At 64.4% G+C, this 14,258-nt stretch carries 15 protein-coding genes, 1 tRNA gene and 1 other RNA gene; 9 read left to right on the top strand and 8 right to left on the bottom strand.

Features of this window, described 5'->3' with window-relative positions:
* The first annotated feature begins 138 nt into the window (after positions 1 to 138).
* The 3 genes from orn to def all read left to right on the top strand — a co-directional run bounded on the left by orn (position 139) and on the right by def (position 1,710).
* Positions 139 to 774 (top strand): oligoribonuclease, encoded by a 636-nt coding sequence (gene orn, locus AB0N24_RS17760; RefSeq protein WP_364127017.1) that lies wholly within the window; start codon positions 139 to 141, stop codon positions 772 to 774.
* Between the two features lie 131 nt (positions 775 to 905).
* A tRNA-His gene (locus AB0N24_RS17755) sits at positions 906 to 978 on the top strand.
* Positions 979 to 1,137: 159 nt separating this feature from the next.
* Entirely contained in the window at positions 1,138 to 1,710 is a 573-nt protein-coding gene (gene def, locus AB0N24_RS17750; RefSeq protein WP_364127015.1) for a peptide deformylase, read from the top strand.
* Positions 1,711 to 1,753: 43 nt separating this feature from the next.
* On the opposite strand, the gene AB0N24_RS17745 is transcribed toward def, so the two are convergent.
* The 4 genes from AB0N24_RS17745 to rnpB all read right to left on the bottom strand — a co-directional run bounded on the left by AB0N24_RS17745 (position 1,754) and on the right by rnpB (position 5,085).
* Entirely contained in the window at positions 1,754 to 2,551 is a 798-nt protein-coding gene (locus AB0N24_RS17745; RefSeq protein ID WP_364127013.1) for an HNH endonuclease family protein, read from the bottom strand.
* 92 nt (positions 2,552 to 2,643) lie between these two features.
* The gene (locus tag AB0N24_RS17740) at positions 2,644 to 2,853 is read right to left on the bottom strand and encodes a hypothetical protein (protein WP_364127011.1); all 210 of its coding nucleotides are present in this window, start codon (positions 2,851 to 2,853) and stop codon (positions 2,644 to 2,646) included.
* Between the two features lie 76 nt (positions 2,854 to 2,929).
* Positions 2,930 to 4,411, bottom strand: coding sequence for a glyceraldehyde-3-phosphate dehydrogenase (locus tag AB0N24_RS17735; protein ID WP_214956843.1), 1,482 nt, complete (start codon positions 4,409 to 4,411; stop codon positions 2,930 to 2,932).
* Between the two features lie 282 nt (positions 4,412 to 4,693).
* Positions 4,694 to 5,085: RNase P RNA component class A (gene rnpB / locus AB0N24_RS17730), an RNA gene on the bottom strand.
* 119 nt (positions 5,086 to 5,204) lie between these two features.
* On the opposite strand from rnpB, the gene AB0N24_RS17725 reads away from it, so the two are divergent.
* From AB0N24_RS17725 to AB0N24_RS17715, 3 genes are all read left to right on the top strand, one after another.
* Positions 5,205 to 6,020 carry a slipin family protein gene (locus tag AB0N24_RS17725; protein WP_364127009.1) on the top strand — a complete coding sequence of 272 codons (816 nt, stop codon included), beginning with the start codon at positions 5,205 to 5,207 and terminating at the stop codon, positions 6,018 to 6,020.
* Positions 6,021 to 6,063: 43 nt separating this feature from the next.
* Positions 6,064 to 6,900, top strand: coding sequence for an alpha/beta hydrolase-fold protein (locus AB0N24_RS17720; protein WP_364127007.1), 837 nt, complete (start codon positions 6,064 to 6,066; stop codon positions 6,898 to 6,900).
* 63 nt (positions 6,901 to 6,963) lie between these two features.
* A complete protein-coding gene (locus tag AB0N24_RS17715; protein WP_364127004.1) occupies positions 6,964 to 7,728 on the top strand; it encodes a peroxide stress protein YaaA in 765 nt (254 codons plus the stop codon).
* A gap of 64 nt (positions 7,729 to 7,792) precedes the next feature.
* On the opposite strand, the gene AB0N24_RS17710 is transcribed toward AB0N24_RS17715, so the two are convergent.
* Positions 7,793 to 8,530 (bottom strand): C4-type zinc ribbon domain-containing protein, encoded by a 738-nt coding sequence (locus AB0N24_RS17710; RefSeq protein WP_364127001.1) that lies wholly within the window; start codon positions 8,528 to 8,530, stop codon positions 7,793 to 7,795.
* A 60-nt stretch (positions 8,531 to 8,590) separates the two neighbouring features.
* Positions 8,591 to 9,523 carry a Nif3-like dinuclear metal center hexameric protein gene (locus AB0N24_RS17705; protein WP_364126998.1) on the bottom strand — a complete coding sequence of 311 codons (933 nt, stop codon included), beginning with the start codon at positions 9,521 to 9,523 and terminating at the stop codon, positions 8,591 to 8,593.
* 99 nt (positions 9,524 to 9,622) lie between these two features.
* On the opposite strand from AB0N24_RS17705, the gene msrA reads away from it, so the two are divergent.
* From msrA to epsC, 3 genes are all read left to right on the top strand, one after another.
* Positions 9,623 to 10,147 carry a peptide-methionine (S)-S-oxide reductase MsrA gene (msrA, locus tag AB0N24_RS17700; RefSeq protein WP_364126995.1) on the top strand — a complete coding sequence of 175 codons (525 nt, stop codon included), beginning with the start codon at positions 9,623 to 9,625 and terminating at the stop codon, positions 10,145 to 10,147.
* Positions 10,148 to 10,224: 77 nt separating this feature from the next.
* Positions 10,225 to 11,160 (top strand): cysteine synthase A, encoded by a 936-nt coding sequence (cysK, locus tag AB0N24_RS17695; RefSeq protein WP_364126993.1) that lies wholly within the window; start codon positions 10,225 to 10,227, stop codon positions 11,158 to 11,160.
* A 41-nt stretch (positions 11,161 to 11,201) separates the two neighbouring features.
* A complete protein-coding gene (gene epsC / locus AB0N24_RS17690; protein ID WP_364126990.1) occupies positions 11,202 to 11,786 on the top strand; it encodes a serine O-acetyltransferase EpsC in 585 nt (194 codons plus the stop codon).
* A gap of 13 nt (positions 11,787 to 11,799) precedes the next feature.
* Here epsC and AB0N24_RS17685 read toward each other — a convergent pair whose 3' ends face one another.
* Together AB0N24_RS17685 and gndA are read right to left on the bottom strand one after the other, a co-directional pair.
* Complete coding sequence (locus tag AB0N24_RS17685) at positions 11,800 to 12,633, bottom strand: oxidoreductase (protein ID WP_364126988.1); 834 nt, start codon at positions 12,631 to 12,633, stop codon at positions 11,800 to 11,802.
* Positions 12,634 to 12,768: 135 nt separating this feature from the next.
* On the bottom strand, positions 12,769 to 14,205 hold the full coding sequence (gndA, locus tag AB0N24_RS17680) for an NADP-dependent phosphogluconate dehydrogenase (RefSeq protein WP_364126986.1): 1,437 nt from the start codon (positions 14,203 to 14,205) through the stop codon (positions 12,769 to 12,771).
* Between the last annotated feature and the right edge of the window lie 53 nt (positions 14,206 to 14,258).

Genomic DNA, 14,258 nt, shown 5'->3' with positions numbered 1-14,258 from the left:
TTGTGGGGCATATTTCACCCGGTGGCAGCCGGGCAGGCCGGCGGAAGCGGGGCCGCAGCAGTGAAAAAAGGGCACCGCCACGTACCCGAAATCCTAGCATCGGACAGCTCTCGAGCAGTGAAACGGTAGGCTGGGCGGGTGCCTATAACTAACGAACGCATTGTCTGGATCGACTGCGAGATGACCGGCCTCGACCCCAAGAACGACGCCCTCATTGAGGTTGCCGCCTTGGTGACGGACTCTGAACTCAACATTCTTGGCGACGGTGTCGACGTCGTCATCCGTCCCGACGGTGCCGCGCTGGCCCAGATGAACGACTTCGTCCGGGACATGCACACGCGCTCCGGCCTGCTCGAGGAGCTCCCGCACGGCAAAACCATGGCCGAAGCGGAAGCCGTCATCATGGAGTACATCGCGAAGTGGGTGCCGGACCCTCGCAAGGCCCCCTTGGGCGGCAACTCCGTGGGCACGGACCGCGTATTCCTTGCCCGGGACATGCCCGCCGTGGTGGAACACCTGCACTACCGGGTCATTGACGTGAGCACCATCAAGGAACTGTCGCGGCGCTGGTTCGCCCGCGCCTACTTCCAGGCTCCGGCCAAGCACGGCGGACATCGGGCGCTCGGGGACATCAAGGATTCCATCGATGAGCTGCGGTACTACCGCGAAGCAGTTTTTGTTCCGGCGCCGGGTCCGGACAGTGCCACAGCCCAGCGCATTTCAAAGTCCGTCATGGCCTCTGCCGGGTCCCTCGCAGAGTCTTCGGAAAAGTGATCTGCGCCACGTTTGGCGGAAATTTCCGCTAAACGGGCAAAAGTGGCAAAAACACCTCCATGGAGCAGGTAAGCTATATGACGTTGCCTTTCAAGACAGCCGGATAGCCGGACGGTCTCGCAGGGCACATGGTGGGCGTAGCTCAGTTGGCAGAGCGCCTGGTTGTGGTCCAGGAGGTCGCGGGTTCAACCCCCGTCGCTCACCCTCATGAAGGGCAGGATTTTCCGCCCTTACGTAAAGGCCGCACCGGTTATCCGGTGCGGCCTTTATTTGTTTCCTGGAAAAGTCCAAAGCCCCGCCGGTCGCTGCGGGCCGGACTGTTCCCGCACTTGATCCCGCACTGCATCAAAGGACCAACCTGACATGACCGTTCTGCCGATCACCATCTGGGGCGAGCCGGTTCTGCACCGCCGGGCCGCCGAAGTGGAAGTCTTCGACGACGAACTCCGCACGCTCATCGCCGACATGTTCGAGACGAATGACGCTGCCAACGGAGTGGGGCTTGCCGCACCCCAGGTGGGCGTGGGCAAGCGCATCTTTGTATACAAGTTCGCCAATGACGACGATGTTCCTCCTGTGGGCGTCCTGGTGAACCCCGTCCTCACGCTGTCCAAGGTTTCCGGCGCTCTTCCGGACCCGGATGAGGAAGTGGAGGGCTGCCTGTCGTTTCCCGGCGGCCAGTACCCGCTCAAACGCGCCGAGTGGGCGCGCGTCCAGGGGTTTGACGGCGACGGGAACCCGGTGGACTTTGAAGCCACGGACTGGTTCGCCCGGATCATCCAGCATGAGTATGACCACCTGGACGGCAAGCTCTATGTGAACCGGCTGATGGACCGCTACGCCCGGAAGGCCATGAAGCAGGCCAAGCGGAGCGGCTGGGGAGTTCCCGGCCTGACCTGGATGCCCGGCGTCGACCCCGACCCGTTCGGGCACTGAGCCCCAAGCCCACTGCGTCACTGCACACCCGGGACCCGGCCCGTTATCGCGGAATGACCGTCTGCTGCTGCGGACACGACGCCAGCACGCGCTTCATGGCATCCTTTTCCGCCGGGGTCACCCACAGTGCGTACGCGGCTTTCACGGAGATCTGGCGGGCTACGTAGTGGCATCTGAAGGCCTTGTTCTTCGGCAACCAGTCGGCGGCGTCTGACGCGCTCTTTTCCTGGTTGGCCGGACCGTCCGCGGCCACGAGGTTAAGGGGATCGTTGGCGAGGCTTTGGCGCTGTTGCGGCGTCAACTGCTGGGCACCCTTCTGCCAGGCATCCCCCAGCGCGACCACGTGGTCGATCTGGACGGCTTTGCTGCTCTCCGCTCCCCTGGTGAATGTCACCACCGCTCCGGTGTAAGGCTCGTGGAACTGGCCGGCTGCCACGCGGCAGCGCGAGCCCTCAGTGAACTGCGCGCCGGCCAGGTCGCGCCGCAGGATGTCGTTGCGGGTGTCGCAGCCGTTGCGGTCCACGTCCAGCCACGCCTGGCCGAATGCCGTGCGCTCGTAGTTGTCATTGGCCGCCTGGCCCTTCACGGCGAGGGTTTCCAGCGCCGCGGCGGCACTGCCTTCGGGCACAGGCCGGACCGGAGGAACCGCTTTCATCCACGTGGGGTCCAGCACCAGAGCTTCGCTGGGACCGGTGACCGGCGGCTCTGCTGCCGCGAACTGGCCGGCGGTGAAAAACCAGGAAACGGCGGAAACCAGTCCCACGGCCAGCACAATCAGGACTGCCCAGGCCTGGCGGGAGCGGCGCCGGGCGCGGCGGTACGCCGTCCAGCTGATGGTCATGGCTGATGGGTCCGGTGACGATTCCTATGCACGCCAAGAGCCTAGGCCAGGGCACTGACAAGCTGGCCGATATCCACAGTGTGGAGGATCGGTTACTGCTCCTTGATCACACGCTTGAGGTCTTCAGTGGCGATGTCCAGCAGGTCCTCGAGCTGCTTGACCCTGCTTTCCGGAATCTCTCCCGCGGCACGCGCCACGCGCGCCTGGTCAAGGAGACGGGTGGCTTCCTTATGATTCGTCCGCGCTACGTCGAGCGCGTGTTCCAGTGTGGTTTCATGTTCGAGAGTCGATTCCTGTTCCATGACACCATTCTGTGTCGGTTTCCCGGCTGATGCCAGAGCACCCGCCGGGAAACCGCAGACCTGATACTTCCGGGCGCTAGACCGCCGCGATCGCTGCCAGCGCGGCAGCGGGCTCCTTGACGGGGAATGACGGCGGGTTGACGCCTGCCATTTCCTCCATCACGCGCACTACCTGGCAGCTGTAGCCGAACTCGTTGTCGTACCAGACGTAGAGGACCAGGTTCTTGTCATTGGAGATGGTGGCCAGGCCATCAACAATTCCGGCGCGGCGTGAGCCGACGAAGTCTGTGGAAACCACCTCGGGCGAATCGATGTAATCGATCTGCTTGCGCAGGTCCGAGTGCAGGGACATCTGCCGCAGGTAGTCGTTGACCTCGTCCTTGGTTGTGCCGTGTTCCAGGCTCAGGTTCAGGATGGCCAGGGACACGTCCGGGGTGGGGACGCGGATGGAGCTGCCGGTGAGCTTGCCCAGGAGTTCGGGCAGCGCCTTGGCCACGGCCTTGGCGGCACCCGTTTCGGTGATCACCATGTTCAGCGCGGCAGAGCGCCCGCGGCGGTCACCCTTGTGGAAGTTGTCGATCAGGTTCTGGTCGTTGGTGAAGGAGTGGACCGTCTCGACGTGGCCGTGGACTACGCCGAACTTGTCGTTGATGGCCTTCAGGACCGGAGTGATGGCGTTGGTGGTGCAGGACGCGGCCGTGACGATCTTGTCCGAATCCAGGATGGTGCCGTGGTTGATGCCGTGGACGATGTTCTTGAGATCGCCCTTGCCCGGTGCCGTGAGCAGGACACGCGAAACGCCCTTGCTCAGGAGGTGCTGGGACAGGCCTTCGGCGTCGCGCCAGCGTCCCGTGTTGTCCACCACGAGCGCATCCTTAATGCCGTAGGCCGTGTAATCCACCGTGGAGGGGTTGTCCGAGTAGATGACCTGGACCTGCACGCCGTTGGCCGTGATGGTGTTGTTCTCGGTGTCGAGTTTGATGGTGCCCTCGAACGAACCGTGAACGGAGTCGCGGCGAAGCAGGCTGGCCCGCTTGGCGAGGTCGTTGTCCGAGCCGCGGCGCACCACGATGGCACGCAGCCGGAGGCCGTGACCGCCACCGGCCTTTTCGATCAGGAGGCGCGCCAGCAGGCGTCCGATGCGGCCGAAGCCGTAGAGCACGACGTCGGTGCTGGTGCGGTCATCGCCACCCCGCTTACCGACGATGTCGGCAAGTTCGGCGCGCAGGAATTCATCCAGGCTCGCACCGTTGGCCTCGGTCTTGTACTTCTGGTTCAGCCGGGCAATGTCGATTGCCGCAGCGCCAAGTTCCAGCCCGGCGAGGGCATCCAGCAGCGGTGCCGTCTCTTCGAGGAGCAGCTCGTCCTTGCTCATCCGACGCGCGAAACGGTGCGCCTTCAGGATGTTCATGGTGGACTTGTTGATCAGGCTGCGGCCGTGGATGGAGGTCACCACGTTGTTCTCGCGGTACAGCCGGCCGATCACCGGGATCATGGCCTCGGCAAGTGCCTCACGGCCCATCCACGTATCAAGACAAGAATCTGACGTCTGGCTCACAGAACTACCTTCCTTGGGTCAACCACATACGTCTTCGTATGCAGATGGCGGCCACCGGAGGTATTCCGGGGCACAGGCATCAGCGGGGATTCGGTCCACCCCGGACACCTTCGAGAAGCGCAAAGAAAAACCGCCGGCTGCGAACGCAGACCCGGCGGCAGAACTTCTACGTTCGCTATCCATTCTAGGGCGGCAAATCCCCCTGCACCGCCCCGAACAGCGTGAAGTCACTCACACGGCCCGGCTGGCCGGCTAGTTTGCCGGCCGGCTGAGGGCTTGTGGTGGATGGGTTGACCGATACGCCGGGTTCTGTGTTCCCGCACCGTTGCCGGAGCGGGAATAGCGGCCATCCATCTACGGACGCCGTTGCCGACGCCCTCCAGCGGCCTACCCGGACACTCGGGCGAGCAGCCCTCGAACGTGCCCTGTCTGGCCTTGCTCCGGGTGGGGTTTACCTAGCCTTCCCGGTCACCCGGGAAGCTGGTGGTCTCTTACACCACCGTTTCACCCTTACCTGTTCACGGCCCGTGCGGACACGGACCGCGGCAGGCGGTCTGTTCTCTGTGGCACTGGCCTGCGGGTTACCCCGAGTGGGCGTTACCCACCACCCTGCTCTGCGGAGCCCGGACGTTCCTCGAGCCACTTGCGTGACGCGCGGCCGCCTGGTCAACCCATCCGCGTTTCATTCTACGTGCTGCGCCGGTCTGCCGGTTTCGCAACGGGTAGGGCGCCTTATCAGGGAGCGGTGGGAGAATTAATCAAGGTCATTTCCGGAGCGAAGGAGGGGATCCAGATGGACCCCACTAGCCTAATCATCGTGATAATCCTCGCTGTGCTGATGTTCATTGCGGCGAAGATGTCAGTCCGGATTGTGCGTCAGTACGAGCAGGGCGTGCTGTTCCGGCTTGGCAGGGTCATCGGAGTCCGGATGCCCGGACTGCGGTTCATCATCCCGTTCGTCGACCACCTTCCGTTGGTCAGCCTTCGGATCGTGACCATGCCCATCCAGTCGCAGGGCATCATTACCCAAGACAATGTGAGCGTCGGTATTTCCGCGGTGGCCTACTACCGCGTGGTCGATGCCGTGAAATCCGTCGTGGCAATAGAGAACGTGGCGGCCGCCATCGACCAGATCGCCCAGACCACGCTGCGGAAGGTCGTCGGCCGGCACAGCCTGGACCAGACGCTGTCTGAAACCGAGCGCATCAATACCGACATCCGGGAAATCCTGGATGCACTGACACTGGAGTGGGGTGTGGAGGTGACGTTGGTGGAGCTGAAGGACATCCAGCTTCCGGACAGCATGAAACGGGCTATGGCCCGCCAGGCGGAGGCGGAGCGGGAGAAGCGCGCCAAGATCATCGCCGCTGAAGGCGAGGCCATCTCGGCTGCGGCTCTTGGCGACGCGTCAGACACCATGATGGCGCACCCGTTGGCGCTGCAGCTGAGGAACCTGCAGTCCCTCGTCGAGATCGGCGTGGACAGGAACACAACTGTCGTGTTCCCGGCGCCGCTGATGAGCACCATCGGCGAACTTTCCGCCTTCCTCGCCCGCGAGAACCAGGCGGCCTCGGCTTCCACGGGAAAATCTCCGGTCAAGGCGGCCTGAGCTGCGGGTCGGCGCAAGGAGCCGCCGAGTCTATGATCGGCGTATGGAATTCCCGACGCTCGGACGCCGGCGGCTGCTGGAACTCGGGGCCAGCGGCGTGACTGCCGCCGTGCTGGCCGCCTGCGCGCCGGTCCCCGAGGGCCTCGAGGTTGCGACCGCCTCAGTGCACAGCGGATCCTTCACGTCGAAGTTCCGCCCGGACACGGGCACGAACTGGTCCGTGGCGGTTCCGGACCGCGGCGCCGACGGGGATCAGCGGCCACTGCCCGTTGCACTTTTCCTGCACGGGACAGGAGGGGACCACCGAATGATCTTCGAGGATCTGCGTGCGGCCGACGTTCTGTCACAACACGTCGCCGGCGGCGGGACGCCGTTCGCACTCGCGGCCGTGGATGGCGGCGAAAGCTGGTGGCACCGCCGCGCAACAGGCACTGACACACAGGCCATGGTCGTCGAGGAATTCATCCCGCTCCTGGCCGGCCAGGGCCTGGACACCGGCAGGCTCGCCGTTTTCGGCCTGTCGATGGGCGGATTTGGCGCCCTGCTCCTCGCCTCGCAGCACCGGATTCCCGGACTCCGCGCCGTCGCAGCGATGAGCCCGGCAGTCTGGAGCCTGCACGACGCCGCACGGACGGACAACTTTGACAGCGCCGAGGATTTCGCGGCCAACGACATCTTTGCCCTCCGGCCGGAGCTTGGGGCGCTGCCGAAGAGAATCGACTGCGGCACGTCGGACAACTTGCTCTACAGCGTGAAGGACTACGTGAGCGGCCTGCCCGGTGAACATGAGGGCGGATTCCAGGAGGGCGGCCATGACGGCGGCTACTGGCGCTCCATCCTCCCGGACGTGTTCTCGTTCCTTGGCCGTAACCTGGCCTGAGGCCGTTGCGTAGCTTGGCCGCCGGCAGAGCGTCCGCGGCGCGCGCGCCGGTAAGATCGTACGGTGCTGATTCTGCTGCCGCCGTCCGAAGGCAAGACCCCCGCTCCCAACGGTGAAGCCGTCGACTGGACCGCCCTGAGCTTTCCCACTTTGAACACGTACCGCGCGAAGGTGCTCGAAGCGCTGGGAAACGTCAGCGCCCACCGCGACGCCCTCGCGCTGCTGGGCGTCGGAGCCTCGCTGAGTGCCGACGTCGAACGCAACACCCGCCTGCACGCGGAACCGGCGGCTCCGGCGCACCAGGTCTATTCCGGCGTCCTGTACGACGCGCTGGGCTACCAGTCGCTGACGGCGGCGCAGCGCCGGAAGGCCGATGAATCGGTACTGGTCATTTCCGCCCTCTGGGGCGCCATCCGCTTTGCCGACCGGGTGCCCGCCTACCGGCTGTCCATGGGGACGTCACTGCCCGACGTCGGCCGCCTTGCCACGTTCTGGAAGCCGCAGATTTCGGAGGCACTGGCAGCCGAAGCGGAGGGGTCTCTGTTAGTGGACTGCCGCTCCAGCACCTATGCGGCCGCCTGGGCTCCCCCGCCGGCGCAGACCGTTGCCGTCAACGTCTTCACGGAGGTGAACGGCGTCCGCAAGGTGGTCAGCCACTTCGCCAAGCACACCCGCGGCGAGCTGGCACGCCACCTGCTGACGCGCCGGGGTGCAGTTCCCCGCACGCCGGCTCAGCTGTTCAGGGCGGCCAGGGAGAAGTGGGATGCCGAGCTGGTCGAAGGCACCGCGCGCAAGGCGCACGCCCTCAACATCATCCTGCCCAACTAGGTAGCACTTGATGTCGTTCTGAGCGCTCAAAACGACACCTGCTGCTACCCAGTTGGGGAAGTGCTTAGACCCACTCTGCCGAGCGGACCAGGATGCAGCCGGAATCCGGGCAAAACACAACGTCGTCCTCGGCTGCTGCCTTGATCTCGGCAAGGTCACCCGGGCTGAGCTGCATTCCCGAGCCTTCGGACTTGCCGTGGAACAGCCTGGCCGCGCCGACTCCGCGCTTGGCAAGGGTCTTTTCGTAGACGGCAAGCAGGCCCGCGTCGAGACCCGCGGCGAACTCCGAGCGCTTGCCGCCCACCTCTGCCGCCTCGGCGGCAATCTCGGCCAGGGCCGCGTCCAGCTCGGCGCGGATCACACCAAAGGAGCCCTGGACATCGTCCACGATCTGCTGCTGGGCCGCCTGGCGTTCGCGGAGTCCCTCGAGGCGCTCCATGACTTCGAGTTCAACGTCCTCAAGGGCCGAACGCCGCTTGTTGAGCGAGGCAATGTCGCTTTGCAGGGCGACGAGGTCCTTGGACAGGCCGGTGCCGCTGTTCAGCCGCGCTTCGTCCCGTTCGATCCGGGAGGCCACCTGCTCAACGTCCGCTTCCGAGCGCTTGAGCTCGGCTTCGGCGTCGTGAACCGCCATTTTTGCGGCTCCAAGCTCGCCGTTGGCCACCGACAGCGCAGCTTCGAGGTCGCTGATCCGGGGATCGCTTTCGATGGTCCGGCGGCGGTTGGACAGCGATTTGAGCCTGGCGTCGAGTCCCTGCAGTTCGAGCAATTTCAACTGTTCCGCCGGTGCTGCCTTGGCCACTATTACCTCCGCTTGTTCCTACCGGCCGCAGCCGGGCACCGGACCGGCGCAGTTTAGACTCTAGTCCCCGCCCGGAGTCAGAATGAAGTCCCAGGGATCGCTGTTGGTGGTGCTGACGCGGATGTCCACGTCGTGGCCCTGGTCGCTGAGGACATTTCCCAGCGCGTCGGCCGCAGCGGGCAGCCACAGCCATTCGCTGGCGAAGTGCGAAACGTCGATGAGGTAGGGCCGGTCGTTCACGGCATTCTCCCGGGCCTCGGACGCCGGGTGGTGGCGAAGGTCCGCCGTTACGAAGATATCGGCGTTGCTTGCCCGGACCTCGTTAAACAAGGAGTCGCCCGCGCCGCCGCAGACGGCCACGCGCCGGACCAGCCCGTCCTTGTCCCCGGACACACGGACGCCACCCGCCACGGATGGAAGGATGCCGAAGACGCGGGCCGCGAAGTCCCCCAGCGTCATGACGTCTTCAAGGTCACCCACCCGGCCGATGCCTTCTTCGGGCAGGCCGTTCGGGGAGGGGGTAAGGGGAACCACGTCGTTGAGGCCAAGGGCGTCTGCCAGGACATCCGAGACGCCCCCAACGGCGGAGTCACCGTTGGTGTGGACGGTCAGCAGCCCGGTTCCGGATTCGATGAGGCGGTGGACCGCTTTGCCTTTTGCCGTCGTCGCCGCCACCGACGTGACTCCCCTAAGCAGCAGGGGGTGGTGCGTGATCAGCAGCTCAGCGCCCCATTCGATGGCTTCCTCGATGACGTCGAGGGTGGGATCGACAGCGAACATGATCCTGCTGACTTCTGCTGACGGATGGCCGGCCACCAGGCCCACCTCGTCCCATTCCTCGGCAAGGGACTCCGGCCAGAGCTCTTCAACCGCCAACAGGATCTGGCCGAGCGTGGGGGCATCGGAGGACTCGGCTGCTTCAGTGGACTCCGCACCGGCGTGATCGGCAATGGTAGGGGCGTCTTCTGCAACGTCGGTGTTCACAGGTTCCATACCCTCATTTTTACCCTATCCGCCGGCTTGGTCCGCACGTGTAACAGTCTCGTAAGGTGGTGGGGGAATCATCAGCGCACTTCAACCATTGAAGAGGACATGAAAACTTTTGTGCTTGGCGGAGGCTGTTTCTGGTGCCTTGACGCCGTCTACCAAAAAACCAAAGGCGTCACGTCGGTCATTTCGGGGTACACCGGCGGCCATGACCGCTATCCGGACTATTACTCCGTGTGCTCGGGCACCACGGGCCATGCCGAAGTGGTTGCAGTGAGTTTCGATGAGGACGTGATCCCCGCCGAGGTCATCCTGGACATGTTCTTCGCCCTCCACGACCCCACGACGCTCAACCGCCAGGGGTACGACGTCGGCACCCAGTACCGCTCGTCCATGTTCTACGAGACCACCGAGGAAAAGATCCTCTTCGAAGAGGCGATAGAACGGAACCAGGAACTGTGGGCACATCCGATCGTCACTGAAGTCAGCAGGCTGCCCGCGTTCCACGTGGCCGAGGATATCCACCAGGACTACTACGCCAAGCATCCCGAACAGGGCTATTGCCAAGTGATCATCAACCCGAAGCTGGCCAAGGCCCGGAAATATTACTCTGCATGGCTTAATGCTTAGCAGCGTTCCGGCCGCCCTCGTTAGGCTGACCTCAGTATTCGCTGTTCAGAGAACTCTTCAGAGATAGGCACAAATACATGGCACGGATCTACGACGACGTCACCCAGCTTGTCGGCGGCACTCCGCTGGTCAGGCTCAACCGCCTGACCGAGGGCCTGGACGCCCAGGTGGCCGTCAAGCTCGAGTTCTACAACCCGGCCAACAGCGTCAAGGACCGCATCGGCGTTGCCATTGTTGACGCCGCTGAGAAGTCCGGCGCGCTCAAGCCCGGCGGAACCATCGTCGAAGGAACGTCCGGCAACACCGGCATCGCCCTGGCCATGGTGGGTGCCGCCCGCGGCTACAAGGTCATCCTGACCATGCCCGAGACCATGTCCACGGAACGCCGTGTCATGCTCCGTGCGTTCGGTGCGGAGATCGTGCTGACCCCGGGCTCCGAAGGCATGCGCGGCGCCGTGGAGAAGGCCCAGGAGATCGTGGCCAACACGGAGAACTCCATCTGGGCCCAGCAGTTCGCCAACGAAGCCAACCCCGAGATCCACCGCACCACCACGGCCGAGGAAATCTGGACCGACACCGACGGCAAGGTAGACATCTTTGTCTCCGGCATCGGTACCGGCGGAACCATCACCGGCGTCGGCCAGGTCCTGAAGGAACGCAAGCCGGACGTCCAGATTGTCGCGATCGAACCGAAGGATTCCGCAATCCTGAACGGCGGCGCTCCCGGCCCGCACAAGATCCAGGGCATCGGCGCCAACTTCATCCCGGAAATCCTGGACACCAACGTTTACGACGAAGTCCTGGACGCCACCCTGGAGGATTCAGTCCGCGTGGCCCGCGAGCTCGGGGTCAAGGAAGGCATCCTGGGCGGCATTTCCTCCGGCGCAATCGTCTGGGGTGCCCTCGAGCTCGCCAAGCGCCCGGAGAACGCCGGCAAGCTCATCGTCGCGGTTGTCTGCGACTTCGGCGAGCGTTACATCTCCACCGTGCTCTATGACGACATCCGAGGCTAAGTCTTAGCCCGCCATTCCCTGTTTCCTGTAGAAAGGTCTTTGTGAGCTTTTTCGCAAGACTTAAGGAAGACCTCGACGCCGCCCGGTCGCATGACCCGGCGGCTCGAGGTTCTTTTGAGAACTTTTTTGCCTACTCCGGCCTGCATGCCATCTGGGCGCACCGCCTGACGCATAAACTCTGGCAGAATCCCTCGCTACGTTTTCCGGCGCGCCTCATTTCGCAGTTGGCGCGGTTCCTGACCGGGATCGAGATCCATCCGGGCGCCACCATCGGCAAGCGGTTCTTCATCGACCACGGCATGGGTGTGGTCATCGGCGAGACGGCGGAAATCGGCGAGGACGTGATGATCTACCATGGCGTCACGCTCGGTGGACGGTCCCTTGCCAAGGTCAAACGGCACCCCACCATCGGGGACCGGGTGACAATCGGTGCCGGCGCCAAGATCCTGGGCCCCATCACCATCGGGCCCGACAGTGCCGTGGGGGCCAATGCCGTAGTGGTCAAGGACGCCCCGCCGGAGTCCATCATCACCGGTGTCCCGGCAACGTGGCGCCATCGTGACGCGCAGCGCGAAACCAAGCCTGCCGTGGACCCGGCCGAGTACTACATCGAGTACCGGATCTAGCGGAGTACCGGATCTAGCGGCCGACCCGCTGGTAGATGGCCCAGAAAACCGCGTCGAACGCACGGTCCGGCAGGAGCCGACGCAGTGTCACGATGGCCCGGGCCCCTTTGCCTACCGGATAACGTGTCTTTGGCCGGGCGGCCGTGGCGGCGTGGACGATTGCGTCGGCGATGACTTCCGGCTGCGTTGACATGCCGGCGCCCGCCGTGGAGGCCAATGCGGCCGCGACGATTTTGGCCTGGTCCCCGTAAGGTCCGTGCCCGGAGGTTGCCAGCAGGCTCTCGCCGGAGATGCCGCCCCATTCCGTCTGGGTGCCTGCCGGTTCGATGATTGACACCTTGATGCCGTGGGGCTTGAGTTCCAGGCGCAGGGAGTCGCTGAGCCCTTCGACGGCGAACTTCGTGGCGTGGTACCAGGCGCCCAGGGGCTCGTACATCTTGCCGCCGATGGATGACACGTTGATGATCCTGCCCTGCGCCGCGGCCCGCATGGCGGGCAGCACCAGCTGGGTCATGCGTGCCAGGCCGAAGACGTTGACGTCGAACTGCCGCCGGCCTTCCGCCGGTTCCACCTCTTCCAGGGATCCGTACGACCCGTAGCCGGCGTTGTTGACGAGGACATCGATCCTGCCGTGCGCTTCGAGGATCGTACCCACGGCTGCTGCCATCGATGCCTCATCCGTGACATCCAGGTCCAGCACCTTCACACCGAAGGCTTTCAGCGGTTCCATTTTCCCCACCCGCCGGGCCCCCGCATATACCGTGAAGCCGTGTTCACTGAGCTTTTTGGCGGCCTCGAACCCAATGCCGGTGGACGCACCGGTGACAAACGCGACTGGCTGGGACATGTGCTGCACTCCTTGGTAACGGCAGGCATTGGCAACGCGGTCCTGTTAACGACAAAGGCCGGCGCCTCCCAGAGTATCCGGGAAGCGCCGGCGCTTAATGTCACCGTTGGTGTGAGTTACGGTGTGGCGTTGAAGCTAGTGGGTGTCCACTGCCTCGATTTCGGACTTGTCCTCGCCCCAGAGGGTGTGGAACGTGCCCTCGGCGTCAACACGGCCGTAGGTGTGTGCACCGAAGAGGTCGCGCTGTCCCTGGATCACGGCGGCGGGCAGGCGCTTGCGGCGCAGGCCGTCGTAGTAGGCCAGCGAGGAGGAGAAGACCGGGACGGGGATACCGAGCTGCACGGCCGTAGCCACCACGCGGCGCCAGGCCGGCAGGACCTCGGCAATGGCCTTGGTGAAGGCCGGAGCGAAGAGCAGGTTCGCCGGCTTTTCCTCCGCGGCGTAGGCCTTGGTGATTTCCTTCAGCAGTTCCGCACGGATGATGCAGCCGCCGCGCCACAGCGAGGCGATCTCATCCAGCTTCAGGTCCCAGCCGTATTCCTTGGCCGCCGAGGTTAGCATGTCCAGGCCCTGGGCGTAGGAAACCAGCTTGGAGGCGTACAGCGCCTGGCGGACGTCCTCGACGAACGTCTCCGGGACCTCGACGTCGATTTCCTCGCCGGCGAGGAGCTCCTGGGCCAGCTTGCGCTGTTCTGCCTGGGACGAGAGCGCACGCGCGAACACGGACTCGGCGATGCCCGACGTCGGGGATCCCAGCTCGAGCGCGGAGATGACCGTCCAGCGGCCGGTGCCCTTCTGGCCTGCTGCGTCTACAACGACGTCGACGAACGGTTTGCCCGTGCGGGTGTCGACGTGGCCGAGGACCTCGGCGGAGATTTCGATCAGGAAGGAGGCGAGCTCGCCCTTGTTCCACTCGGCGAAGATCTTGGACTGCTCGGCCGGTTCGATGCCGGCGCCGGAGCGCAGCAGGTCGAATGCTTCGCCAATGACCTGCATATCGGCGTATTCGATGCCGTTGTGGACCATCTTGACGAAGTGGCCGGCGCCGTCGGTGCCGATCCAGGCGCAGCAGGGCTGGCCGTCAACGTTAGCGGCGATCTTTTCCAGCAGCGGCCCGAGGGCGTCGTAGGACTCCTTGGAGCCGCCAGGCATGATGGACGGGCCGTTCAGGGCGCCTTCCTCACCGCCGGAGACACCGATGCCCACGAAGTGCAGGTCCTTCTTGGCGAGGGCGGCTTCGCGGCGTCGGGTGTCCTCGTAGTGCGAGTTGCCGGCGTCGATGATGATGTCGCCGGCCTCCAACAGGGGCTCAAGCTGCTCGATCACGGAGTCGACCGGCTTGCCGGCCTTGACCATGATGAGCACGCGGCGGGGCTTTTCCAGGGAATCCACAAGCTCCTGGAGGGTTTCGGTACGCACGAAGTCGCCGTCGTGTCCGTGCTTTTCCAGCAGCGCGTCAGTCTTCTCAACAGACCTGTTGTGCAGGGCCACGGTGAAGCCGTTACGGGCCAGGTTGCGGGCGAGGTTGGCCCCCATCACCGCAAGGCCGGTGACACCGATGTGTGCTGACATCAAAACTCCAATTCATTTCTGTGCAACGTGTGCATTCTGTTCCGCACTTCCTG

Source organism: Arthrobacter sp. NPDC093128, from assembly GCF_040683875.1.
GTDB lineage: Bacteria > Actinomycetota > Actinomycetes > Actinomycetales > Micrococcaceae > Arthrobacter.
This window is presented reverse-complemented; position numbering and strand designations above follow the sequence as displayed.

Excerpts from the sequence above, each read along its gene's own strand:
- cysK (WP_364126993.1), top strand. The coding sequence starts at position 10,225 with ATGGCACGGATCTACGACGACGTCACCCAGCTTGTCGGCGGCACTCCG.
- AB0N24_RS17720 (WP_364127007.1), top strand. The coding sequence starts at position 6,064 with ATGGAATTCCCGACGCTCGGACGCCGGCGGCTGCTGGAACTCGGGGCC.
- AB0N24_RS17705 (WP_364126998.1), bottom strand. The coding sequence starts at position 9,523 with ATGGAACCTGTGAACACCGACGTTGCAGAAGACGCCCCTACCATTGCC.
- gndA (WP_364126986.1), bottom strand. The coding sequence starts at position 14,205 with ATGTCAGCACACATCGGTGTCACCGGCCTTGCGGTGATGGGGGCCAAC.
- AB0N24_RS17740 (WP_364127011.1), bottom strand. The coding sequence starts at position 2,853 with ATGGAACAGGAATCGACTCTCGAACATGAAACCACACTGGAACACGCG.
- msrA (WP_364126995.1), top strand. The coding sequence starts at position 9,623 with ATGAAAACTTTTGTGCTTGGCGGAGGCTGTTTCTGGTGCCTTGACGCC.
- AB0N24_RS17725 (WP_364127009.1), top strand. The coding sequence starts at position 5,205 with ATGGACCCCACTAGCCTAATCATCGTGATAATCCTCGCTGTGCTGATG.
- def (WP_364127015.1), top strand. The coding sequence starts at position 1,138 with ATGACCGTTCTGCCGATCACCATCTGGGGCGAGCCGGTTCTGCACCGC.
- AB0N24_RS17745 (WP_364127013.1), bottom strand. The coding sequence starts at position 2,551 with ATGACCATCAGCTGGACGGCGTACCGCCGCGCCCGGCGCCGCTCCCGC.
- AB0N24_RS17685 (WP_364126988.1), bottom strand. The coding sequence starts at position 12,633 with ATGTCCCAGCCAGTCGCGTTTGTCACCGGTGCGTCCACCGGCATTGGG.